Source organism: Clostridium sp. AF50-3 (assembly GCF_003477445.1).
GTDB lineage: Bacteria > Bacillota > Clostridia > Lachnospirales > Lachnospiraceae > Otoolea > Otoolea fessa.
In genome coordinates this window covers 1-21,548 of the sequence record NZ_QUDH01000009.1, presented here as the reverse complement: position 1 = coordinate 21,548, position 21,548 = coordinate 1, and the positions used below count along the sequence as shown (strand labels likewise).

General features: G+C 49.8%; 21 protein-coding genes, 3 tRNA genes, 1 rRNA gene and 2 pseudogenes. 1 reads left to right on the top strand and 26 read right to left on the bottom strand.

What is annotated here, in order from left to right; translation table 11 throughout:
* Nucleotides 1-15: 15 nt before the first annotated feature.
* From rplI to DW085_RS20595, 19 genes and pseudogenes are all read right to left on the bottom strand, one after another.
* Entirely contained in the window at nucleotides 16-462 is a 447-nt protein-coding gene (rplI, locus tag DW085_RS10985; RefSeq protein ID WP_022358874.1) for a 50S ribosomal protein L9, read from the bottom strand.
* A 2-nt stretch (nucleotides 463-464) separates the two neighbouring features.
* The gene (locus DW085_RS10980; protein WP_118469339.1) at nucleotides 465-2,513 is read right to left on the bottom strand and encodes a DHH family phosphoesterase; all 2,049 of its coding nucleotides are present in this window, start codon (nucleotides 2,511-2,513) and stop codon (nucleotides 465-467) included.
* A gap of 470 nt (nucleotides 2,514-2,983) precedes the next feature.
* Nucleotides 2,984-3,598 carry a cytidylate kinase-like family protein gene (locus DW085_RS10975; protein ID WP_117796743.1) on the bottom strand — a complete coding sequence of 205 codons (615 nt, stop codon included), beginning with the start codon at nucleotides 3,596-3,598 and terminating at the stop codon, nucleotides 2,984-2,986.
* Nucleotides 3,599-3,917: 319 nt separating this feature from the next.
* Nucleotides 3,918-4,493, bottom strand: coding sequence for a biotin transporter BioY (locus DW085_RS10970; protein ID WP_107001806.1), 576 nt, complete (start codon nucleotides 4,491-4,493; stop codon nucleotides 3,918-3,920).
* Nucleotides 4,494-4,511: 18 nt separating this feature from the next.
* Entirely contained in the window at nucleotides 4,512-5,465 is a 954-nt protein-coding gene (gene bioB / locus DW085_RS10965; protein ID WP_118492758.1) for a biotin synthase BioB, read from the bottom strand.
* A gap of 306 nt (nucleotides 5,466-5,771) precedes the next feature.
* Nucleotides 5,772-7,009, bottom strand: a pseudogene (gene hydF / locus DW085_RS10960) ([FeFe] hydrogenase H-cluster maturation GTPase HydF).
* 19 nt (nucleotides 7,010-7,028) lie between these two features.
* A pseudogene (gene hydG / locus DW085_RS10955) lies at nucleotides 7,029-8,455 on the bottom strand ([FeFe] hydrogenase H-cluster radical SAM maturase HydG).
* A 165-nt stretch (nucleotides 8,456-8,620) separates the two neighbouring features.
* Entirely contained in the window at nucleotides 8,621-9,676 is a 1,056-nt protein-coding gene (gene hydE, locus DW085_RS10950) for a [FeFe] hydrogenase H-cluster radical SAM maturase HydE (protein ID WP_233430296.1), read from the bottom strand.
* A 90-nt stretch (nucleotides 9,677-9,766) separates the two neighbouring features.
* On the bottom strand, nucleotides 9,767-10,033 hold the full coding sequence (locus DW085_RS10945; RefSeq protein ID WP_118472508.1) for a TM1266 family iron-only hydrogenase system putative regulator: 267 nt from the start codon (nucleotides 10,031-10,033) through the stop codon (nucleotides 9,767-9,769).
* Nucleotides 10,034-10,523: 490 nt separating this feature from the next.
* Entirely contained in the window at nucleotides 10,524-11,288 is a 765-nt protein-coding gene (locus tag DW085_RS10940; protein ID WP_022358890.1) for an amino acid ABC transporter ATP-binding protein, read from the bottom strand.
* 20 nt (nucleotides 11,289-11,308) lie between these two features.
* Entirely contained in the window at nucleotides 11,309-11,959 is a 651-nt protein-coding gene (locus DW085_RS10935) for an amino acid ABC transporter permease (protein WP_333489850.1), read from the bottom strand.
* A gap of 199 nt (nucleotides 11,960-12,158) precedes the next feature.
* Nucleotides 12,159-13,016 carry an amino acid ABC transporter substrate-binding protein gene (locus DW085_RS10930; RefSeq protein ID WP_118293963.1) on the bottom strand — a complete coding sequence of 286 codons (858 nt, stop codon included), beginning with the start codon at nucleotides 13,014-13,016 and terminating at the stop codon, nucleotides 12,159-12,161.
* A gap of 290 nt (nucleotides 13,017-13,306) precedes the next feature.
* Nucleotides 13,307-13,573: a 30S ribosomal protein S18 gene (gene rpsR, locus DW085_RS10925; protein WP_022358893.1), complete on the bottom strand. Its 267-nt coding sequence runs from the start codon at nucleotides 13,571-13,573 to the stop codon at nucleotides 13,307-13,309.
* Nucleotides 13,574-13,650: 77 nt separating this feature from the next.
* Nucleotides 13,651-14,112, bottom strand: coding sequence for a single-stranded DNA-binding protein (locus tag DW085_RS10920; RefSeq protein WP_022358894.1), 462 nt, complete (start codon nucleotides 14,110-14,112; stop codon nucleotides 13,651-13,653).
* A 25-nt stretch (nucleotides 14,113-14,137) separates the two neighbouring features.
* The gene (gene rpsF / locus DW085_RS10915; RefSeq protein ID WP_107001800.1) at nucleotides 14,138-14,425 is read right to left on the bottom strand and encodes a 30S ribosomal protein S6; all 288 of its coding nucleotides are present in this window, start codon (nucleotides 14,423-14,425) and stop codon (nucleotides 14,138-14,140) included.
* A 240-nt stretch (nucleotides 14,426-14,665) separates the two neighbouring features.
* On the bottom strand, nucleotides 14,666-14,860 hold the full coding sequence (locus DW085_RS10910) for a DUF951 domain-containing protein (RefSeq protein WP_022358896.1): 195 nt from the start codon (nucleotides 14,858-14,860) through the stop codon (nucleotides 14,666-14,668).
* Between the two features lie 23 nt (nucleotides 14,861-14,883).
* Nucleotides 14,884-15,606, bottom strand: coding sequence for an NAD-dependent protein deacylase (locus DW085_RS10905; protein ID WP_117796749.1), 723 nt, complete (start codon nucleotides 15,604-15,606; stop codon nucleotides 14,884-14,886).
* 102 nt (nucleotides 15,607-15,708) lie between these two features.
* On the bottom strand, nucleotides 15,709-16,092 hold the full coding sequence (locus DW085_RS10900) for a hypothetical protein (RefSeq protein WP_118492754.1): 384 nt from the start codon (nucleotides 16,090-16,092) through the stop codon (nucleotides 15,709-15,711).
* Nucleotides 16,080-17,561: a GNAT family N-acetyltransferase gene (locus tag DW085_RS20595; RefSeq protein WP_347475069.1), complete on the bottom strand. Its 1,482-nt coding sequence runs from the start codon at nucleotides 17,559-17,561 to the stop codon at nucleotides 16,080-16,082. The genes DW085_RS10900 and DW085_RS20595 overlap by 13 nt, the downstream gene beginning before the upstream one ends.
* A 528-nt stretch (nucleotides 17,562-18,089) precedes the next feature.
* Here DW085_RS20595 and DW085_RS10890 point away from each other — a divergent pair.
* Nucleotides 18,090-19,454, top strand: a complete 1,365-nt coding sequence (locus DW085_RS10890; protein ID WP_118492752.1) for an MATE family efflux transporter — start codon at nucleotides 18,090-18,092, stop codon at nucleotides 19,452-19,454.
* Here DW085_RS10890 and DW085_RS10885 read toward each other — a convergent pair.
* From DW085_RS10885 to DW085_RS10855, 7 genes are all read right to left on the bottom strand, one after another.
* Complete coding sequence (locus DW085_RS10885) at nucleotides 19,431-19,634, bottom strand: hypothetical protein (RefSeq protein ID WP_118492750.1); 204 nt, start codon at nucleotides 19,632-19,634, stop codon at nucleotides 19,431-19,433. The two genes, DW085_RS10890 and DW085_RS10885, sit on opposite strands and share 24 nt — an antisense overlap.
* A 91-nt stretch (nucleotides 19,635-19,725) precedes the next feature.
* Nucleotides 19,726-20,385, bottom strand: coding sequence for a hypothetical protein (locus DW085_RS10880; protein WP_118492748.1), 660 nt, complete (start codon nucleotides 20,383-20,385; stop codon nucleotides 19,726-19,728).
* Nucleotides 20,386-20,472: 87 nt separating this feature from the next.
* Nucleotides 20,473-20,859, bottom strand: a complete 387-nt coding sequence (locus tag DW085_RS10875; RefSeq protein WP_022358901.1) for a thioesterase family protein — start codon at nucleotides 20,857-20,859, stop codon at nucleotides 20,473-20,475.
* 189 nt (nucleotides 20,860-21,048) lie between these two features.
* Nucleotides 21,049-21,119, bottom strand: a tRNA-Cys gene (locus tag DW085_RS10870).
* Nucleotides 21,120-21,124: 5 nt separating this feature from the next.
* Nucleotides 21,125-21,196, bottom strand: a tRNA-Glu gene (locus tag DW085_RS10865).
* A gap of 16 nt (nucleotides 21,197-21,212) precedes the next feature.
* Nucleotides 21,213-21,285 (bottom strand) — tRNA-Asn (locus DW085_RS10860).
* A 103-nt stretch (nucleotides 21,286-21,388) separates the two neighbouring features.
* Nucleotides 21,389-21,548 (bottom strand): 23S ribosomal RNA (locus DW085_RS10855); the annotation flags it as partial.

The window sequence follows — 21,548 nt, the reverse complement described above, 5'->3', positions numbered from 1 at the left end:
ATTCAGTCCTCCATATTAAGCTTCTACAACCTTTACTGCCAGTTTTCCGGTTACTTCTTTGTGAAGCTTGATCGGAACTTCGTGTGTGCCAAAGGTCTTAATCGGCTCCGGCAGAACCAGTTTCTTCTTGTCAATATCCAGATTTAACTGATCTTTGATCGCCTTTGCAATCTCCTTGGAAGAAACAGAGCCGAATGCTTTTCCGCCCTCGCCTGCCTTGATGGACAGGGTGATGGACTTATCCTCCAGATGTTTTGCCAGATCCTTCGCTGCTGCCAGGTGCTCTGCCGCGATCTTCGCCTCATTTGCCTTCTGCAGCTTCAGATCATTTAAGTTCTTCGGTGTTGCCTCGATTCCCAGTTTCTTTGTCAGAATAAAGTTGCGTCCATAGCCGTCGCTTACCTTTACAATCTGACCTTTTTTGCCAAGTGCCTTTACATCCTCTAATAATACAACTTCCATCGTTATATTTCTCCTTTCTCCATCATATCCGTAATGAGATCTTTTAATTTCTCTCTGGCTTCATCGATCGTCGCACCCTTAAGCTGTGCACCCGCAATCGTGCGGTGTCCGCCGCCGCCCAAGCGCTCCATGATAATCTGCACGTTGATCTCATCGATCGAACGCGCGCTGAAATAGATCGTGTCGCCCATCTGCGTCAGGATAAATGACGCCTTGATGCCTACAATATCCAGCAGCTCATTTGCCGCCTGTGCGCCAACCACGGTAGGACTTTCAAGTCCTTCGGACGGACACACGGAAATCGCAAATGCGCCGTGATAAATCTCTGCTTTCTGGATCGCCTCAGCTCTCGCCCGGTAGTCCTCCAGCCGGTCGCGGAACAGCTTTCTCACACGCACGACATCCGCGCCGTTTCTACGCAGGAACGCCGCCGCCTCGAAGGTGCGGACACCTGCCTGGTTCATGAAATTGTTTGTGTCAATCACGATACCGGCGTACATCGCATCCGCCTCCGCCGGCTTGATCTTGATGCCGTCGTCGCCGATGTACTGCAATACCTCGGCTACCATCTCACACGCCGAAGATGCATACGGCTCGACATAAGATAACACTGCATTATCAATGATCTCGCTGCTCTGGCGGTGATGGTCAAGCACCACGATCGTTTTGATCTGCTTGAGCAATTCCGGTGCCTCCGTGATACTCGGGCGGTTGACATCAACCACAACTAACATCGTGTTGGAATCCGCCCACTCTGCCGCTTCCTCGCCGGTTAAGAACAGATCCTCCGGGTAATCAGAGCTGTTTTCAAACCGCGCCATCATCGGTTTCACGGAAGAATTGACCCCATTGATGACGATCCGCGCCTTTTTATTAAAAGAGGTCGCAATCCGCCAGATACCAATCGCCGCGCCAAAGGAATCCGTATCGCCGATCTTGTGTCCCATGATCAGCATCTTATCCTTCGTATCCATCAGCTCGCGCATCGCATGCGCTTTGACACGCGCCTTGACACGGGTCGTTTTTTCCAGCTGCTGCGATTTGCCGCCGTAATAGCGGATCTTCGTGCCATCCTTGACAACCGCCTGATCGCCGCCGCGTCCCAGCGCCATATCAATCGCCGTTCTCGCATACTCATAGTTGCGGATGTAGCTGTCGCCATTCATACCCATACCGATACTCAGCGTGACAGCCATATCATTTCCGATATTAACCGTCTTGACATCCTCCAGGATCGAAAAGCGGCTCTCCTGAATCTCTTTCGTGTACTGCTGCTTGATCACAAACAGATACTTGTCATTTTCCAGCTTCTTGACGATACCTTCCATCGCCATGAAATACTTCGTAATTTTCCGGTCAATCAGGGCAACCAGCAGGGAACGGCGTACCTCCTCGACACTCTCCAGCGCCTCGTCGTAGTTGTCGAGATAGATAAGTCCCGCCACCAGACGCTGATTGTTGATCTGCTGCTTGCAGCGCAGAATCTCCGTCTCATCGCAGAGATACAGCACTAAAAGCATCTCGCCGCTGTCCTCGTCCACCGCGCCAAGCTTCATACCTTCCGTCTCGCTCAGCGCCACCTGCTGGATATCGATCCGGTAAAATCTGCCGTCAAATGAAGAATGAACGCTCGTTTTTTCGTCCATCTCATCCAAAAATTCCCGCGTCAGTTCCGGAAAGACCGCCGCGATATTCTTACGGCAGTTTTTATCTTCCCCGACGATCTCCGAAAAGGAGTGGTTCAACCAGAGGAAATGTCCCTCTGTGTCCGCGATGGCATACGGCACCGCCATCTCATAGAGGAGCTGTTTCTGCACCCACGCATACTCCGCCGAAAACTCCACCAGTCCGCCCATCAGACGTTTTCTCCGGTATATGAACAGCCAGAGTGCCACCAGCACATATATAACCGTAAATCCGGACATCACAAGACCGGCAGCCGGGCTCACAATCCCAACTGCCAGGTTCGCCGCCAACAGGAATACCGACAGTATGATCGGCCACTGCAGATACGTCCGCAGCTGACCTCGTATTTTCATATTTTCTTTCATCTCATTCTCCCGTGCATACAATGTTGCTGTCCATGTGCCGGTTTTCAAAATACCTGCCATGAGCAGTAACGATAAAGCAACCAAAATGACTTGATGCCCCTTATTATAGCATAGTGAGGGGGATTCGTCCAGACAATCCCCCATTGACAAACCAGAGCCGCCGTGCTAGTTATTGTGCACGCATACGTGCCCAGTAACCTGCGCTCGTATATCTTTTACAAAATGCTTTATATGCTTTAGTCTCGGCTATAAAGTTGGTCGAGCTAGTAATAAGACACAAAAATAACCGCCCCGGTCCTGCAAACTTGAGCGGTTATTTTTAACTTATCATTTAAGGGTCCAACCGTCTATCGGTGAGATCCTTTATATATAGATAACATAACTACAAAAAATTTCAATCATCTTCTTTGCATTTGTTATCTTAGATATCCTCATATCGACTGCATGAAACTATAAATGCCACTCTTCTTTTACTTCACCGCCTGGCAAATCAACTCCACGCACCTCTCAATTCCCAAATCTCCACTGTTCAGCATCAGATCATAGTTTTCTCTGTCGCCCCAGCGCTGATTCGTATAGTTTTCATAGTAGATCCGGCGGCGTTTGTCGGTCTGGTGCATAAATTCATCAATATGCTCTTCCAGATCCCCGTACTCATCAATCGCGCGGCGAAGCCGGATATCACGATCCGCATAAACAAAGACACGCAGTACATCCGGACGGCTTTTCAGAATATAATCAGCACATCTGCCGATGAATACGCAGCTTCCGCGCTTTGCCGCCTCCTCGATCGCCTTCTTCTGCGCCACATAGATCTGCTCTGTCAATGGCAGTTCACTGAGCTTCGGCTCCTTCGGATAGGAAAGTCCATACAAAGTTCCCATCGCGAAATTGTAAAGCAGGCTATTTGTCAAGCGCTGCTCACGATCCGCAATAATTTCCGCTGGAAAACCGATCTCCTTCGCAGCAGCATCGATCAATTCCTTATCATAAAATTCCATTCCCAGTTTTTTAGCGGCTGTCAGACCAATCTGACGACCTCCGCTTCCATATTCACGACTGATAGTGATAATCTTTTTCTCCATACAACTGCCTCCTCCCTGTTCCTCCGGGGACTCCCTCTTTTTCTGTCTTTAGTATAACATATGCCTCAAAATTGTTCAAGTTTAGTCGCATATCCTTCTTATTTTTCTGCATCTTATTCCATATATGTAATTATTTCTGTTTTCTTTTGCTTTTATTTTTCTCTTTTCTTCTTACTTTCTATAAAATTTCAACTAACTTCTTCGTTTCATTCACAAAAAAGATGGGTGAAAGCGTTTTATGTATTCCACTTTCACCCATCTGGCCTTCATTTTAAATTATCATTTTATCTAAACTGTCGTTTTTACAGCCAAACGCTTTTTAGTCTCCTAACCGGTAAATTTCCCGGCGCAGCTTCGGTCCGATCAAAGCTGTGAAAATGATTTTGACTGCATCGCCCGGCAGATACGGGATAACGCCCACACCCAGTCCGGCTACAAAGGTCATGTTAAGCTGACCTGCCAGCCATACCGTTCCGAAAATATAGCAAATTGCCAGTCCCAATACCATGCCTACGATATGCAGGGCTACTTTGCCCGGAAAATGATCTACGAAAAATCCAACAATCAGCGCCATCAGGATAAATCCGACGAGATAGCCGCCGGTCGGTCCTGCCAGTTTACCGACTCCTGCCGTAAATCCGGAAAATACCGGAATGCCCACCATGCCAAGCAGCATATAAATCAGGTAACTGATCGTGCAAGCTTTCATTCCCAGCACATATGCCGCCAGATAAATAGCAAGATTTGTAAAGGAAATCGGAACCGGGCTGAATGGAAGCGGAATCGAGAGCGGTCCCAGAATACAGGTTACCGCCGTCATCACGCCAATCAGCGCCATCCGTTTAGTTGTAAAGTAAGGTCTGTGCTCCGCTTCTGCAGAAAGTATTTTACTCATGATATGAATGCTCCTTTTTTATAATGTGAAACCCATCGCCGCCAGCATCTCCTGGTCCTCGCTGATGCGGTTTCCGGAGGTTGTCAGCATATCTCCGGTGATGGCTGCATTCGCGCCGGAGCGGAATGCCCGTTCGCCGGAATGTTCCATTGAATTTCGTCCTGCTGCCAAACGGACCATCGCAGTCGGATTGATATAGCGGAAAATAGCAATCGTCCGCAGGATCTCATCCTCCGAAAGCGCTGCCTGATGTTCCAGCGGCGTGCCCGGAATCGGACGCAGGATATTGAGCGGAATTGACTTGATTCCAAGCTCGCTCAGCGTGATTGCCATGTCGATCCGGTCTTCCCAGGTTTCTCCCATGCCGATGATACCGCCGGAACAAACGGAAAGTCCTGCCGCCTGCGCACGCCGGATGACCTCCAGCTTGTCCTCAAATGTATGTGTGGTACAGATATTCGGGAAATTTCTCCGGGAAGTCTCAATATTAGCATGATACCGTCCCACGCCCGCCTCTTTCAGGCGGTTGAAATCTTCCTGTGACAGAAGTCCGTGGGAGGCGCAGAGCTCTACCTTACATTCCTTCTTCATAGCGCGGTATGCCCGAAGCGCCTTCTCCATCTCCGCTCCCGTCAGCGCACGTCCCGCCGTCACGATGGAGTAACGATGTACCTTCTTCGCCTCATGACGCTTGCAGTCCTCCAGAATCTCCTCTGGCTCCAGAAATGGATATTCTTCCACCTTCGCATGATGACAGGCTGACTGCGCGCAAAACTTGCAGTCCTCGCCGCAGCGTCCGCTTCGTCCATTAATGATAGAACACAGATCCACATGGTTGCCGCAGAGCTCCTTTCGGATTTTATCAGCCCCCGCACAGAGCTCATCCAGATCCTCACTCAATAAAAAGCTTAAATCCTCGCCCCGTTTCAGACGGCGTCCCTTTATAATCTCTTCTGCCAGTTGTAAACTCATATCTTCTACTCCTTATCAAAATCAAAACACTTTTTTTGGTTATCCTTCGGTCCAACTTAAAAAATATCCTATTTTTCTCATTTAGCTAACTTTCGCTATTATAAACCGTTGATTTTTAAATGTCAACATGTTAGATTGATATAGTTTACATTCTGACATCTGCGAAATCAAAAAACTGCTTCACGCGAGTGCGCATCCTCGCGGAGCGTTTTTTCATAGGTCGCAATTTCCTATGAAAAAAGCTGCTGTCCGACAGGCATTTCCATCGTCCAGCAGCTTTATCCGCCTTTATTTCTAAGTTTCTAATTATTTACGCTCTTTCCGTTCATTTCTCCGCCCAAATTTCCTACCTGATCGGCTCCAGTGCCCCATGCTCCGTTTCAAAATTCCCTTCATATAGGCAATCAAAATCCCATAATTGGTCATCGGGATCTCCTGATCGACAGCGCTGCGAAGACGGCTCTTCATCTCCCGCGCATTCAGCATACAGCCGCCGCAATGAACGATCAGCTTATAGCCGGACACATCCTCTGGAAATTCCGTCCCCGATGTAAAATGAAACTCCGGCGCTTTTCCCGTGTACTGACGGATCCAGGCCGGCAGCTTCTCCGTGCCGATGTCACCGCACTGGCGATGATGCGTACAGCCCTCGGAAATAAGGATCGGATCTCCGTCCTGTATCATTTCCAGCGCTTTTGCGCCCTCTGCCGCCTGTTTCAGATCCCCCTTATACCGCGCAAACAAAATGGAAAAGGAAGTCAGACGCACCTGCGGCGGCGTCAGCCGGTCTACCAGCGGAAATACCTGGCTGTCCGTGATTACCAATGCCGGAGCTTCTTTCAATTTTGCAAACGTCTCCGAAAGTTCACTTTCCCGGCAGACAAACGGCATCGCACCGATGTCCAGCAGATCCCGGATGACCTGCTGCTGCGGCAGAATCAGCCGCCCCTTCGGCGCCGCCTTGTCAATCGGAACAACCAGAATTACCGTATCAAACGGTTTTACTAGATCCGCAGCCAGCCGTTTTTCATCCGTCTCCTGTGACGTAAGACGTGCCATTTGCTCTTTTAACTGCTGGATTCCTTCTCTCGTCCGAGCACTCACATAGGCGCTATGTTCCACAACCGGTTCCTGTTCCGATTTTCCCGTCAGCAAATCCATCTTATTGTAAACCACCAGATACGGGATTTCCTTCTTCTCAAACAGCCGGATCATCTCTTCTTCCCAGCTGCTGATTCCTTCCACCGCATCCACCACCAGGACTGCCAGATCCGCCTTATTTAAGACTTGACGAGTCTTGCCAACTCTCTTTAAGCCCAGCTCGCCCTCATCGTCGATTCCAGCGTGTCGATGATAACCACCGGACCGAGCGGCAAAAGCTCCATCGATTTATAGACCGGATCGGTCGTCGTTCCCCGGATGTCCGACACGATCGCCAGCTCCTGCCCGGTCACCGCATTGACCAGACTCGATTTTCCCGCATTTCTCCGTCCAAAAAACGCGATATGTACCCGCTCGCCAGACGGCGTCTCATTCATTCCCATTTTGATCCTCCTGATTTAGCTAAAACCTGAAATCCCGCTGCCCCTTTTCAATTTCAACCAGATTTTTCCGCACAATCTCCTGCACTTTTTCTTTCGGAATCGAACCGATCTCCGCCTGAATCAGCTTCTCTCCAATCTCTTTCGTCCCCGGTGCCGCATAATCTTCCAGATACTCCTTGAGCGTCATCAGCGCATTCGGATGACAACAGTTCTGAATCTGCCCGCTCTTGCAAAGGCTCATAAAGCGGTCGCCCGTCCGTCCTTCCCGGTAGCACGCCGTACAGAAGCTTGGAATATAGCCTAATTCCATCAGCCAGCGGACCACCTGGTCGAGTGTCCGGTTGTCGCTCACATCGAACTGCGCCGAATTTTCCTCCTCCGGCTCTTCCTCTGCATATCCGCCGACACTGGTGCGGGAACCGCCACTGATCTGCGATACGCCCAGCCGCAGCACCCGCTCCCGACAGGCTTTGCTCTCTCTCGTTGAAATAATCATGCCCGTGTACGGAACTGCCACCCGGATGCAGGCTACGATCTTCTCAAAAATATCGTCGCTGATGCCGTTGTCAAAGGTCGATGGGTCGATATCGTCCGCCCGGCGGATGCGCGGCACGCTGATGGTGTGCGGACCAACGCCAAAAACTTCCTCCAGATGTTCCGCGTGCATCAAAAGTCCTGCAAATTCATACCGGTACAACTCCAGACCAAATAAAACGCCGATTCCCACATCATCGATGCCGCCCTCCATCGCGCGGTCCATCGCCTCCGTGTGATAACAGTAATTGTGCTTTGGTCCCGTCGGATGCAGGCGCTCATAGCTCTCCTTGTGGTACGTCTCCTGGAACAGGATATATGTTCCGATTCCCGCCTCTTTCAGTTTCCGGTAATTCTCCACCGTCGTCGCCGCAATATTGACATTGACTCGGCGGATCGCCCCGTTTTTATGCTTGATGCTGTAAATTGTCCTGATACTGTCCAGCACATATTCGATCGGGCTGTTAACCGGATCCTCGCCCGTCTCCAGCGCCAGACGTTTATGTCCCATATCCTGAAGCGCAATTACCTCCTGCCGGATTTCCTCCTGCGTCAGCTTCTTTCTGGCAATGTGCTTGTTTTTCATGTGGTATGGACAGTACACGCAGCCATTCACGCAGTAATTCGACAGATACAACGGTGCAAACATGACGATCCGGTTTCCGTAGAAATCCTGCTTGATCTGACGTGCCAGTTCAAAGATCTCCTCCACCTTTTCCGGAATCTCACAGTCAAGAAGCACTGCCGCCTCACGGTGCTCAGCCCTTTTCGAAGCCGCGCCTTCGCCAGAATCCGATCGATCAGTTCCACGTTGTTTTTGTTCTTCTCGGCATAGGAAAGAGTCTCTAAAATTTCCTCATGGTTGATAAATTCCTCTGCCTTTTTGGATGATGGGTTGTAATTGTAACTCATAGTCTCTTCTCCTTCTCTTACAGGTCAGGATGATAGCTATCATGTTTTCCTCCGGCATTTTCAATTTCAAAAATGCCCGCATAACCAGCCGCCAATCGCGTCCTTCCCCGTCAGTTTATTTATCTGTAAGCATCTTTCGATGCCAACAAACCAAATTGCAGGCTTTTACCCCTTATAATCTCCCCGGTCGACGACTACCTCGTACCCGATGCTTTCCATGCGCCGCTTCATGCAGCTGACGCACTCCGCCGCCTCGTCTCCCGTGCAGATTTTATTGTCATAAAGCATATATTTGGCGCGCACCCCGACCGGAGACAGGTTCGGCATCACGACGTTTCCGCCTGCCAGAATTCCCAGTTCGCGCCCCATCGGGTGAATCGTTCCGAGCGCCGTCGTCGCCGGAAGCAGCACTTTCGGCTTCAGCAGGCGAAGCAGCCCTAAAAGAAACAGTGTCTCTTCCAACGTTCCTGCTGCCTCCCCGCCAAACGGAGTGTCGTGCTGCGGAATAAACGGACCGATTCCCACCATTTCCGGATCCAGTTCTTCGATAAAACGCATATCTCTCGCCAGACAGTGCGTCGTCTGGTGCGGCGAACCGACCATAAAACCGCATCCGGTCTGATAACCAAGCGCCTTTAAATCACGCAGGCACTGCATCCGGTGTTCAAATGACATCTCTGCCGGATGCAGGCTCGCGTAATGGCACGCGTCCGCCGTCTCATGGCGCAGCAGATACCGGTCCGCCCCTGCCTCTTTCCAGCGTTTCAACGTATCATACTTCTTTTCTCCGAGCGACAAAGTAATCGCACAATCTGGAAATCCTGCCCGGATCGCCTGCACCATCTCCATCACCCAGTCATCCGTCATCGCCGGATCCTCACCGCCCTGCAAAACAAAGGTGCGGAATCCCAGCTGATAACCATTCTCACAGCAGGAAAGAATCTCCTCCCGACTCAGGCGGTACCGGCTTGCATTTCGGTTGCTCCTTCGGATGCCGCAATAAAGACAGTCGTTTTTGCAATAATTGCTGCACTCAATGAGTCCCCGCACATACACCGCTTTTCCGTACTCTCTTTCCCGGATGCAGCGCGCTTTTTCAAAGAGGTAGTCCGCCAGCTCCGGTGAACGTCCCTCGATCAGACTGACCCACTCATCCTCCGTCAGGGACTCCCCCGCTTCCAGACGGTCAATCAATCTCTTTAATTCTGTAATCGTTTCTATCTGTTCAGCGCCTGGACGGACCGCCTCCCGCCACCAGTCAAACGGTCGAAGCCCCGCGCGTGTAAAATCTGCCATTCCGCCACCTCGTTTTCATTCCTGTGCTTCCGGTGCCTTCGAATACAGCGCCTTCGAAGAAATCCCCCGCAGCATCCCCAACTTCCCGGACAGCGCACTGATCACATCACCCGGCGCGTCAATCACGACGCTGATAATATTCACGTTCCGTTTGTGGTAAGGAATCCCCATCCGCCCTACGATATACTGCCCGTACTGGTGCAGCACCTTATTCAACTCTTCCGTATTTCCCGTCTGATCGACCACAATACCAATCACGGCAACTCTTGATTCTGTCTCCATGTTTTTCCCTCATATCTTCCTGTTTATCTGTCCAAATTTTTCTCTACAACAGATACCATTTCAAATATCTCTGCTAAAAACCATGCTGCGATCCTGTCCTGCAAAATCTTCCATCCACAGGCACCACTTTTCCAGACCCGCCTTTCTATAAAGCAAATGGATCAAAAAGAGCCCGCGTAGACGCGGACTCCATCCATCTCAAAAAGGGTATACGAATCTCCATGAACCGCTCCCCTTTCCTTCAAGACCCGTCTCAAACGTCAGCATCGCTTTTCACCACTTCCAGCATCGCCGGAACACTCGATTATTTCTGTTCCATTCCTTTTTGAAAGGTATCTACTGCCTCGCAAATCGGAATACTTGGTAAAAGCGTATCACATTTACTGTAAAATTGCAAATAACACTTATATGCTTCCCCATAAAAAACGGGCGTCGCCGACTTTCCACTCCAAAACCAGCAACGCCCATCTTCCATTTTCCTAATTATTTCTTACAGAATCTTCCCATACCGTCCCAAAAAGCTCTTCGTTCTCTCATTATCCGAAGCAAACACCTTCTCCGGCGCGCCCTCCTCGACGATGAGTCCGTCTGCCATGAAGATCACGCGGTGGGAAATATCTTTCGCAAACGCCATCTCATGGGTAACAATCACCATCGCGATGTGCAGATCCGCTAACGACTTAATAACCTTCAATACTTCTCCCGTCAGCTCCGGATCCAGTGCGGAGGTCGGCTCGTCGAAAAACAGAATCTTCGGATTCAGTGCCAATGCACGGGCGATCGCCACACGCTGGCACTGACCGCCGGAGAGCTGGTACGGATAATAGTCCTCCTTATCCTCCAGCCCCATTTTTTTCAGAAGCTCGCGCGCCTCTTTATAAACCGTCTCCTTGTCGCGCTTCTGCACATGGATCGGCGCGTCTGTGATATTTTTCAGCACAGAATAGTGCGGAAACAGGTTAAAATTCTGGAACACCAGACCGTACTGGCTGCGGATCTCCTTCATGTCCTTCTTATCCGCATAGCTGACCTTGCCATCCGCGCCCGTCCAGGCTGCTCTCTTTCCTAAATATACGATCTCGCCGTGGTCCATCGTCTCCAGCATCGTCGCGCAGCGCAGAAGCGTCGATTTACCCGAGCCGGACGGTCCGATGATGGACACGATCTCGCCCTCGCTCACACTCAGTGAAATATCCTTTAAAACCGACAGATCGCCGAATGATTTTTCCACATGATTTAATTCTAACAGGTTCATTTTCCACATTCCTCCCGCTTCTATCGGTAATAATCCAGCTTTTTCTCAATCCATTCCATTGCAACCGCCACAACCAGATTGAAAATATAGTAAAAGACGGCTGCTGCCACAAACGGCATCATATTCGTCTGGGATGCCGCCAGCGCCTTGGCGATTGAGAACATCTCCGCCACGCTCAACGTAAACGCCAAAGACGTATCTTTTACCAGCGTGATGACCTCATTCGTCACCGACGGAAGAATCCGCTTGATTACCTGCGGCAGGATGATCTTGAAGAAGGTCTGTGCCTTTCCATAACCCAGAATCTCCGCTGCCTCATACTGTCCGACCGGCATCGACTGGATGCCGCTGCGGTAAATCTCGGCAAAATATGCCGCATAGTTAATGACAAAACCGATGAAGGTAGCCCACAGACGGTAACTGCTGCCGACTTTGATGCGGAACAGATAATACGGTCCAAAATACACCACCATGAGCTGCAGCATCAGCGGCGTGCCTCGCATAATCGAAATATATACTTTTACAATCGTCTGGATCAGCTTGTTCTTCGACATACGCCCGAACGCGATCACGAGTCCTAACGGAAGTGAAAATAGCAGTGTGATCACAAAAATCTGTGTGCTGACTGCCATACCACCCGCAAGCTGTGTAATCATCTGCTGGAGTGTCATCTTACCCATAATTATTCCATACCTGCTTTCTAAAATGTAGATTCGTTACTGTTCACGCATACGTGCCCGGTAACGGAATGTGCTGTGACTTCACAGTTAAACACATAAACCGCGAATGGGGACTGCCATGAAATCATTCACAGCCGTCCCTATTCCTATTATTTAATAATGTTTCGTTTTTACAATCAACGATTAATTACTATTTGCCGACGGTAGTTACGTCCTTGCTAAACCATTTCTCAGAAACTTCCTGTAAGGTTCCATCCTCTGCCATCTCTTCCAGAGTGCTCTGAACTTTATCTCTTAACTCGGTGTTGCCCTTCTTGAAGCCTACGCCGTATTCTTCCTCAGAAAGGGAATCGTCCAGAATCTTGAAATCAGCGTTTCTCTGCTGAATCTGATAGCCAGCTACGATTACGTCCATCGCAATGGCATCAACGGCGCCCTGCTCCAGATCCATGAATGCGGTGTTGTAATCAGCGGTTGTCAGAAGCTCCTTGAAAGTAGCGGTCAGTTCCGGTGCCTCTTTTAAAGCTGCCTCTGCGGAAGAATCTGCCTGAACCTCTACGATCTTGCCTGCCAGATCCGCCTGGCTGTTGATATCCGAATCATTGGCTACGACAAATACCTGCTGGTTTGCCATGTACGGCTCAGTCCAGGTGTAATCATCCTCACGACCCGTCATCGTAAATCCATTCCAGATGCAGTCGATATTGCCGGACTCAAGCTCCATATCTTTAGAATCCCAGGCAATCGGCTGTGCCTTATATTCCAGACCCAGACGTTTTGCAACTTCCTGTGCCAGCTCCAGGTCAAATCCGGTGTACTCGCCGTCATCGCCTACAAATCCCATCGGCGGGAAATCCTGATCGAAGCCAACAATCAGAGTGCCGCCGTCGGTTGTCTTCGCCTCTTCTGCGGTGGTTTCCTCTGCCTGGCTCTCAGCCGCCTCTGTGTCTGCTGCGGTTGTCTCTGCTGCGCTGTTGCTGCTGCCACATGCGGTCATGGAAAGTGCCATTACTGCAGCCAGCGCTGCGCTCACAAATCTCTTTTTCATAATTAGTGTCCTCCTCATTTTCAGACAGTGGAAGCCGTTCTCCCTTTGCCGGTTTCCGTCTCGCTTTTTAATATGCTACCATATTAGCATACTAAAGCGTCTTTGTAAAGCACTTATTTTTGAAATTTGTCTTTTTGTGTAATAGGGAATTCCATGGAATTTCCTATTATACAAAAAGGGATCCCACATGATCTCTCACATGGAATCCCAATCATTTTTATCCTCAATAATTGAGTGAAATTTGAGTAAAAATCTTCTTTTACCCTTAAAAAAACCTTATTTTACAAGGATTACTCGCAAACATACGGCATCAGGGACAGATGTCTTGCTCTCTTGATAGCTACAGTCAGAGCTCTCTGATGTTTAGCACAGTTGCCAGTGATACGTCTCGGAAGGATTTTTCCTCTCTCGGATACGTATCTCTTTAATTTATTTGTATCTTTGTAATCGATTTCGCCGTTCTTCTCGCCGCAGAATACACAAACTTTTTTTCTTCTACGCATACCGCCTCTTCTGATCTTGGAAGCGTCTGTTTTATCGCCTTTATTGAATGCCATTGGTCTTTCCTCCTTCACACACATCAGCCTGATGGCGCTCTCGCGCACTCCGTCCGCCGGGGGACCGATTCCCGAACCTAGTTGAACGGAAGGCCTTCGTCTTCTACTCCATCAGGAATATTCATGAATCCATCGCCGATTGCGCTGGACGGAGCCGGGCGCTCTGCCGGACGGTAACCGCCGTCGCTGTTGCCAGATGCCGCATTCTTGCTCTCTGCAAATTCCTGATCCTCTACAATCACTTCTGTCGTATATACTTTCTGGCCGTCACGATTGGTATAGCTGCCAGTCTGAATTCTTCCGGTTACTACGAGCTTGGTTCCCTGATGAAAATACTTCTCAGCGAATTCGCCTGCTCTGTCAAATGCAACACACGGAATGAAATCCGCTGTCTGTGCGCTGTCGTCTCCGTTTCCGCCTCTGCGGCCTCTGCGGTCTACTGCCAGCGTGTATCTGGCGATTGCCATAGCTCTCTCGCCCTGAGAGTATCTCACTTCCGGATCTCTCGTTAATCTGCCCATCAGAATTACTTTATTCATACGATCACTCTTTCTTTATCTACTCTTACGCATCCTGTCTTACGCATAAGTATCTGATAACCGGCTCCATGATGCGGATGTGGTTCTCCACCTCATTCGGGCATACGGAATCAGACTCGAAATGTACGAAGTAGTAGAATCCTTCTTTCATTTTCTGAATCTCGTAAGCAAGTCTCTTCTTGCCCCATTCATCAATGTCAGTTACTGTACCGCCGAAACGTGTGATGTAACCTGTTACTTTCTCCATCGCTGCGGCTCTCTCTTCGTCCTCGAGTTTTGCGCTAAGAACAACTGCTAATTCATATTTGTTCATGCTCTTTCTTACCTCCTTGTGGTCACTGACCCCCTGACTCCAGCAGGGAGTAAGGATTTTTGTGTTATATATTACCGAATATCTATGATACCAAAAAAGGAACGGCTTGGCAAGCACTTTTTCGAGATTTTCTATGTAAATTTTCTCGTTTTTTCCGGGCTTTCTGCCCCTTCTTACTGCATTCTTTTACTGACTGCCAGATCATGAAGCTGCCTGCATCTGTACGCCCACCCGCCGCTCTTATTCGGACTTCTCTCCCGCTTTTTTCAGTCCTCTGGTACTCTTTTCTACCAATGGTCGTGCCATCATCACCTGATGCCCGCAGCCGGCACATTTCAAACGGAAATCCGCGCCGACCCGCAGGATCTCCCACTCATGGCTGCCGCACGGGTGCGGCTTTTTGAGTTTTACAATATCTCCAACCTCGTATACCATTTCCTCTCTCCCCTGTTACTACCTTATACTCCGACCGCGTCCCCCAGCACCTTCCCGATGCTGTCGCTGATAACCAGATCCGCCTGACCATCGCGCGAGGTCGCTGATTTATTGATCAGAACCAGTTTATTTCCATGATAATAATCAATCAGCCCCGCTGCCGGGTACACCACCAGCGAGGTGCCGCCGATGATCAGCATATCTGCCTTGCGGATATGGGCAATTGACCGCTCAATTACCTCATTGTCCAGTCCTTCCTCATACAGCACGACATCCGGCTTGATCACGCCGCCGCAGCCGCACTTCGGCACGCCCTTCATCTTCAAAATATCATCCAATCCGTAAAACCTGCCGCAGCGCGTACAATGGTTGCGGAGCACCGATCCGTGCAGCTCCAGCACCTCTTTGCTGCCTGCTGCCTGGTGCAGCCCGTCGATATTCTGGGTAATAACCGCTTTCAGCTTTCCTTCCTGCTCCAGCTTCGCCAGCGCCAGATGCGCCCGGTTCGGCTTTGCATTCGGGAACAGCATCTTATTGCGGTAAAACCGGTAAAATTCCTCTGGCTTTCTCATATAAAAGCTGTGGCTTAAAATCGTTTCCGGCGGATAGTCATACTCCTGATGGTACAGCCCGTCCGTGCTTCTAAAATCCGGGATATTGCTCTCGGTCGAAACACCCGCCCCGCCAAAAAATACAATATAATTTGACTCATTAATCCATTTTTTTAATGTGTCTGTCTCTCCCATCTGACGCACTCTCCTCTCCTTTTTCTGAAAACATAAAAGCGGTTGCTATTAGTTTACATGAAATCAGCACATTCTCTATCCTATACAATTACAGCACGCACTCTACACGATCTCATCCAGATACACGCCGTTCACCGTATCCACCTGTGCCAGAATCTCTGCCAGCCCCTTATTTTCAAGCTGTCCGCCCCAGATTTCTTCCGCTTTCCGGCAGCCAAACAGCCAGCTCACCAGCTCTTCCGGCTTCGTCTCCAGCCATATGGAAACATTTTCCGTGCAGCCGCAGGTATCCGGCTCCGGTTTCCGCGCCTTCAGGCTGGAACCTGTCTCCCCAATCGTCCAGACAAATTCACCGTTGTTCATTTCCAGAATCGGATCATTCATACGGATGCCCAGTGTGAGCATACGTTTTTCTTCTCCCTGCTGCTCTGCCTGTTTTAAGCCAAATGCCGCCAGCAGCGCCCCGATATTCGTCAGGCGCGCCATATTCCACGGCTTCTCACCCGTCTTGACCGTGTATGCGTCCTCCGCATACAAAAGCCGGTGTTCACGGACTTCCCAGCCCCAGTAGGCATCCAGCCAACCAGTCTGCCGTCCTGTTCCAGGAATTCCAACGTGCCATTTTCAGAAGCCAGCTCCTTGATGAGACGGCTCACATACGCCGCATCCCGGCGCGTATACATCTCATACCGTGCGCCCAGCCACTGTTCCATATAGACAGCAGCCCGCCCGCAGTCCTCCGGCGTATCCTGGCACACCGTGCGCGTCAGCGTCTGTTTCGCCTCCTCGGTCAGCTCATAGAATGCCACATTTCCGATGAAGGTAAATCCCATCGGCGCATACACAGCCGGGTTGACTGGAACCAGATACGTGATCGGCTTTCCGGCTGCCTCCTCGTCGTGAAGCATTTTCACAAATACGTCCCGGAAATGTCCCTCGCGGCGGCGGCTCTCCTCGGTTGCTACTCCGACCAGATAATCGAGCTTCCAGAGGCGTCCACGCAGCTTCACCGCATACGGATTGTACTGCACCATCGAAATCAGAAGTCCATTATCCTTTTTCACCAGAATCTCGTTATCCTTCGTCTTTTCCTTATAATAATACTCGATAAAACTCTCCGAATCTTCCGGGAAACACATATGCCAGAGATGCTTCGTCTCGTCCTTATCCTCCGCATCCAGATACGTCAGCACACTTCCCGCCGTCGTATTGGCGATCTGCTCCGCCCAGTGATAGCCCTTGCTGCCGTTTAACAGCTGTTCTACCAGATATTTGCGTGCATAATCCGCCGGATAATACGTCATTTTCGCCTTCCGGAGTCCCTCTAAGCCCATATCGTCCTCGCGGTTGACCCACTCAGCCTCAGGAAATTCCTCTATCAGGAACTGTTGGTTGATAAACTGGTACAGACCGTTGATCTCCGGGTTTGCCTTCTCAATATGGATAACCGCCATATGTTCCACCGGATTGTAGCTTCCGATCGTAAATGCCTCCATCTGACCGTCGATATACACGCCGCCCATGTGGATGCTGAATTCTGAACAGTTTTTCAGAATATCGTGAATGCCCTTTACCTCATAATCGAGATGTTCCTCGACCTCCTCGCCCTTCTGCTGTCTCCAGCGGTCCAGAAAAACCCAAACATCGTGGCTGTCCGAACAACACAGACGGCGGTACTCATAGCGCCCCTCATATTCGCGCTTAAATGCGTTGACGCGGTTTTTCTTCTTATGCAGTTTCTTTCCCGCCAGGGAACGCATCGCATCGCCGTTGTAGAGATAATCCCTCGAATCGACCTGCTCTTCCACCAGATATTTGTCCTCCGGCAGATTTAAATATTTCACTGCATACTCATCCGCCAGATTGATAACCAGCGGATATCCCAGTTCTTCATTAAAATACTCCTCAATCGCCGCAAACGCCCCCGGCAGGTCTTCCTCCCGGCACAGCGGCATCGCGGAAAAACAACGTCCTCATTCTCCATCAGCCATAAAAGCGCCTTATTTTCCCAGATTGCATAACGGACATTATAATAATCTTTCCAGACATAGCTCTCCAGAAATACGCTGTCGCACGTCATATTGTGGCGCCTCGCGTAAAACGGAAGCATCTCCTGGATACTGTTAACTTCAATTTTTTTAAACTCTAAACTCATGAAACCTCCTGTGTAAAATCAAAGTGGGTTTTATTTGCCTTCTCATATTATACCATAAATACTAAATTCAGCTATCGCCTTTGGCTCTGCTTCATTAAGTATTTAGGTATGACTCGCACTAAGCTCGAAAACACCTCGCTAAGTGCTCATATTATACCACAAATTTCCTACTTAAAAACAAGGATTTTCTTCCCTTGACTCTATAATTATTGTAGACATTATAGTTATTTCTGATAAACTATACTCAGAAAATGATTTCTGCGGCGTTTTCTTTCTGACGGCCGACGGCAGAGTCATCTATTTTTACCAGAAAGACGAGGATTTATTCATGGAAAAGAATCTCACCTCCGGCAGTGTGCTGAAAACAGTTATCTATTTCTCCTTGCCATATTTGTTATCTTATTTTTTACAGACACTCTACGGCATGGCGGATCTGTTTATTATCGGGCAGTTTGGAGGCGTGGATGGGACGACGGCGGTCTCGGTCGGCAGTCAGGTCATGCATATGCTGACGGTTATGATCGTTGGTCTGGCGATGGGCGCAACGGTTCTCATCGGACGCGCGGTCGGCGCGGGTGACCGGAAGCTTGCGGCGCGCGGCATCGGTAACACGATTTCCTTATTTGCAGGTCTGTCCATTCTTCTGACCGGACTTCTGCTGACGGCGGTTCACGGCATTATCAGGCTGCTGTCTGTCCCGGAGGAAGCGGTAAACGGCACCGCGGCATATCTGATGATCTGCTTTGCCGGCATCCCGTTCATCACCGCCTACAATATCATCAGCTCTATTTTCCGCGGCATGGGAGACTCCAAAAGTCCGATGTATTTCGTTGCAATCGCCTGTATTATCAATATTGCGCTTGATTACCTTTTAATGGGCGTGTTTTCGCTCGGTCCGTCCGGCGCGGCGCTCGGCACGACCCTGTCACAGATGAGCAGTGTCCTGATCGCTCTGGTCGTAATCATTAAAAAACGGATGTTTCCGGGTTTTCGTCTCCGTGACCTCCATCCACATAAGACTATCATAGCCTCCATCCTGCAGGTCGGAATCCCAGTTGCAGTTCAGGACGGCTTTATACAGGTTTCTTTTCTGGTTATTACCATGTTTGCCAACCAGCGCGGATTAAATGATGCGGCGGCGGTCGGAATCGTTGAAAAGCTGATCGGAATCCTGTTTCTGGTTCCATCCTCGCTTCTCTCCACGGTTTCCGCCCTCTCCGCTCAAAACCTGGGTGCTGGAAAACCTGAGCGTGCCCGTCAGACGCTGCGCAACGCGATCTGCATCACATTTTCTTTCGGGCTGATCATCGCAATTGCCATGCAATTTGCTGCCGGTGCTGCCGTCTCCCTCTTTACTGATGAGGCAGAGGTTGTCCGGCTCGGAACCCAGTATATGAAGAGCTATGTGCTGGACTGCATGATCGCCGGTATCCATTTCTGCTGCAGCGGTTTCTTCTGCGCCTGCGGACTGTCCGGGCTGTCGTTCCTGCACAACTGCATCTCGATCGTGGTAGCGCGCATCCCGCTGGCATGGCTTGCCTGCCGCTATTTCCAAGAAACACTGTATCCGATGGGACTCGCCGCGCCGATCGGATCTCTCATCTCCGTTGCCATCTGCCTGATTGCATTGCGGTGGATTAGACGGCATCCGGAAAAGCTGGTTATGAATTTACATCCAGTTGAAACTGAATAAATGCTGCATTCCCATCTGGATCTTGAAACTTCCATCCGCCAGTTCGACAAGTCTCAGACTGAAACAGCTGTCTGACCTGGAAAGGTCGATGTCGGCATTTCGCCGGAGGCTCCCTCCGTTCCGGGCACAGACAAATGGCAGGAAACTACCTGCATGGTTGTCCGCTTTCGCGGCAGCCATCAGGAAGCTCCTGCCCCCATATAAAACTCTTCTGCAATTTATCCGGGAGCATTCTCTCCCCATCACCGGATTCTACCGTGATCTCACCCGCTTACTTTTCCCACATCTCCAGCAGTCTCCATGCCTTCTTATTCTGGACTTCCAGCACAGAACCACAATATTCACACTTTTTCAACCCCAGCTTCTGAATCGGTGCACCGCAGTTTGGACAGATAAGCGAAACCGCTGCCCCTGCTGTTTTCGCATCCTCATAGACATACACCAGTTCCGTCTCATAAACTGTCTGAATCAGATTCGAATGCAGTTCTGACTGCATCTCAGGCGTTTTCTCATATTCAGTCATTTTCTCATACTCGACCGCCGACTCACACAAAATCCGGCAGAGTCCTTTTTCCTTCTGATAGCGGCTGATGACCGTCCGGTGGATATGTACCTTCTGATACTCTTTTTCCAGTTTTTTTCTCAATTCTGTCTCGATCTGAGCCTTCCACTCGCTCCAGTTAAACTCCGGGAAATCTTTTGCAATCTGCGGCAGGCACAGCCGGTCCATTCCCGCCAGCGAACGCGGTTTGGATGCGTCTGGCTGCGTCAAATCACCTTCCGATAAATGCTTTGCCACATACCGAAGCACCTGTACCTCCGGCGTACTCGCCAGTTGCCGCATTTTCCTCTTAATTTTGCGGTAAATCCACCAGACAAGCGCTGCCGCAATCAAAATGCCAATGATCCACCCTATCGTTTCTGTCCGCACCGCTGCCTCTCTTTCTATGTTACTGCACACACACGTGACCAGTCACTTTTCTTTATCTCCGTGCATGATACTTAAACCTGATACTCCTTATTCCGCCTTGCTCGCAGCCTTGTCGCTCATCGCCTTTGAATTTACCATGATCCGCAGATGGGACCCTTCGCCGCATTTGCCCTTCTCATCGTTTACTTCAATATCAAACCACATTTTCCGGCGCTCAATGCTGCGGAGTTTTGCAGTCGCTGTTACCTTCATTCCCACCGGCGTCGGCGCCAGATGGCGGCAGTGAATCTCCGCTCCGACCGTCGTCTGTCCTTCCTCCAGATACGATTTCGCCAGTTCCAGCGCTGCCGCCTCCATCAGGGCCACCATATTCGGAGTAGACAAAATTTGGGAACCTGCGCTTCCGATTCGCTTTGCCGTCATCTCATCCGTTACTTCCCAGGTCAGGCTGTATTCCTGTAATTTTTCTGCCATTTTCGCTTCCTCCATATTATAAAATGATTTTGTCGCGGCTATTTAAAATGCCGTTTCGTGAATGATTCTATTATAGCAGAAGATGTGAAAATCGGATAGCGCCATCTTACTTCACAGCTAATCAAACAGTTAAAATTCCGAAAATTCTTGTAAAACAAAAAAAGGAACCATCTTTCGATGATTCCTCAGAGGCGACAACCAGATTTGAACTGGTGATCAGGGTGTTGCAGACCCACGCCTTACCACTTGGCTATGTCGCCATAAATGACCCCAACGAGATTCGAACTCGTGTTACCGCCGTGAAAGGGCGATGTCTTAACCGCTTGACCATGGGGCCAGATATTAAATTAAAACTCCCCGAGTAGGACTCGAACCTACGACAGCGCGGTTAACAGCCGCGTGCTCTACCGACTGAGCTATCGAGGAATAAAAGGTATATACCTTCAAACTGCACACTGAATTTCTTCTACTCTCTATCTTTCATCCTTCAGGAAATAACTTCCTCTTACCTATCCTTAACCATAACCTTTTGGTTAAGCCCTCGACCGATTAGTAACAGTCAGCTTCACGTATTACTACGCTTCCACCTCTGCCCTATCTACCTCGTCGTCTTCAAGGGGTCTTACTACTTGCGTATGGGATATCTCATCTTGAGGGGGGCTTCACGCTTAGATGCCTTCAGCGTTTAT

Excerpts from the sequence above, each read along its gene's own strand:
- DW085_RS10975 (WP_117796743.1), bottom strand. The coding sequence starts at position 3,598 with ATGGAGAAAAAGATTATCACTATCAGTCGTGAATATGGAAGCGGAGGT.
- DW085_RS10910 (WP_022358896.1), bottom strand. The coding sequence starts at position 14,860 with ATGGTATACGAGGTTGGAGATATTGTAAAACTCAAAAAGCCGCACCCG.
- DW085_RS10875 (WP_022358901.1), bottom strand. The coding sequence starts at position 20,859 with ATGGCAGAAAAATTACAGGAATACAGCCTGACCTGGGAAGTAACGGAT.
- DW085_RS10885 (WP_118492750.1), bottom strand. The coding sequence starts at position 19,634 with ATGGCTGCCGCGAAAGCGGACAACCATGCAGGTAGTTTCCTGCCATTT.
- rpsF (WP_107001800.1), bottom strand. The coding sequence starts at position 14,425 with ATGAACAAATATGAATTAGCAGTTGTTCTTAGCGCAAAACTCGAGGAC.
- DW085_RS10935 (WP_333489850.1), bottom strand. The coding sequence starts at position 11,959 with ATGACACTCCAGCAGATGATTACACAGCTTGCGGGTGGTATGGCAGTC.
- DW085_RS10980 (WP_118469339.1), bottom strand. The coding sequence starts at position 2,513 with ATGAAAGAAAATATGAAAATACGAGGTCAGCTGCGGACGTATCTGCAG.
- DW085_RS10940 (WP_022358890.1), bottom strand. The coding sequence starts at position 11,288 with ATGAACCTGTTAGAATTAAATCATGTGGAAAAATCATTCGGCGATCTG.
- bioB (WP_118492758.1), bottom strand. The coding sequence starts at position 5,465 with ATGAGTTTACAACTGGCAGAAGAGATTATAAAGGGACGCCGTCTGAAA.
- DW085_RS10970 (WP_107001806.1), bottom strand. The coding sequence starts at position 4,493 with ATGAGTAAAATACTTTCTGCAGAAGCGGAGCACAGACCTTACTTTACA.
- DW085_RS10930 (WP_118293963.1), bottom strand. The coding sequence starts at position 13,016 with ATGAAAAAGAGATTTGTGAGCGCAGCGCTGGCTGCAGTAATGGCACTT.
- rplI (WP_022358874.1), bottom strand. The coding sequence starts at position 462 with ATGGAAGTTGTATTATTAGAGGATGTAAAGGCACTTGGCAAAAAAGGT.
- DW085_RS10945 (WP_118472508.1), bottom strand. The coding sequence starts at position 10,033 with ATGGAGACAGAATCAAGAGTTGCCGTGATTGGTATTGTGGTCGATCAG.
- DW085_RS10905 (WP_117796749.1), bottom strand. The coding sequence starts at position 15,606 with ATGGGAGAGACAGACACATTAAAAAAATGGATTAATGAGTCAAATTAT.
- DW085_RS10920 (WP_022358894.1), bottom strand. The coding sequence starts at position 14,112 with ATGAATAAAGTAATTCTGATGGGCAGATTAACGAGAGATCCGGAAGTG.
- DW085_RS10890 (WP_118492752.1), top strand. The coding sequence starts at position 18,090 with ATGGAAAAGAATCTCACCTCCGGCAGTGTGCTGAAAACAGTTATCTAT.
- rpsR (WP_022358893.1), bottom strand. The coding sequence starts at position 13,573 with ATGGCATTCAATAAAGGCGATAAAACAGACGCTTCCAAGATCAGAAGA.
- DW085_RS10900 (WP_118492754.1), bottom strand. The coding sequence starts at position 16,092 with ATGGCGCGCCTGACGAATATCGGGGCGCTGCTGGCGGCATTTGGCTTA.
- DW085_RS20595 (WP_347475069.1), bottom strand. The coding sequence starts at position 17,561 with ATGCCGCTGTGCCGGGAGGAAGACCTGCCGGGGGCGTTTGCGGCGATT.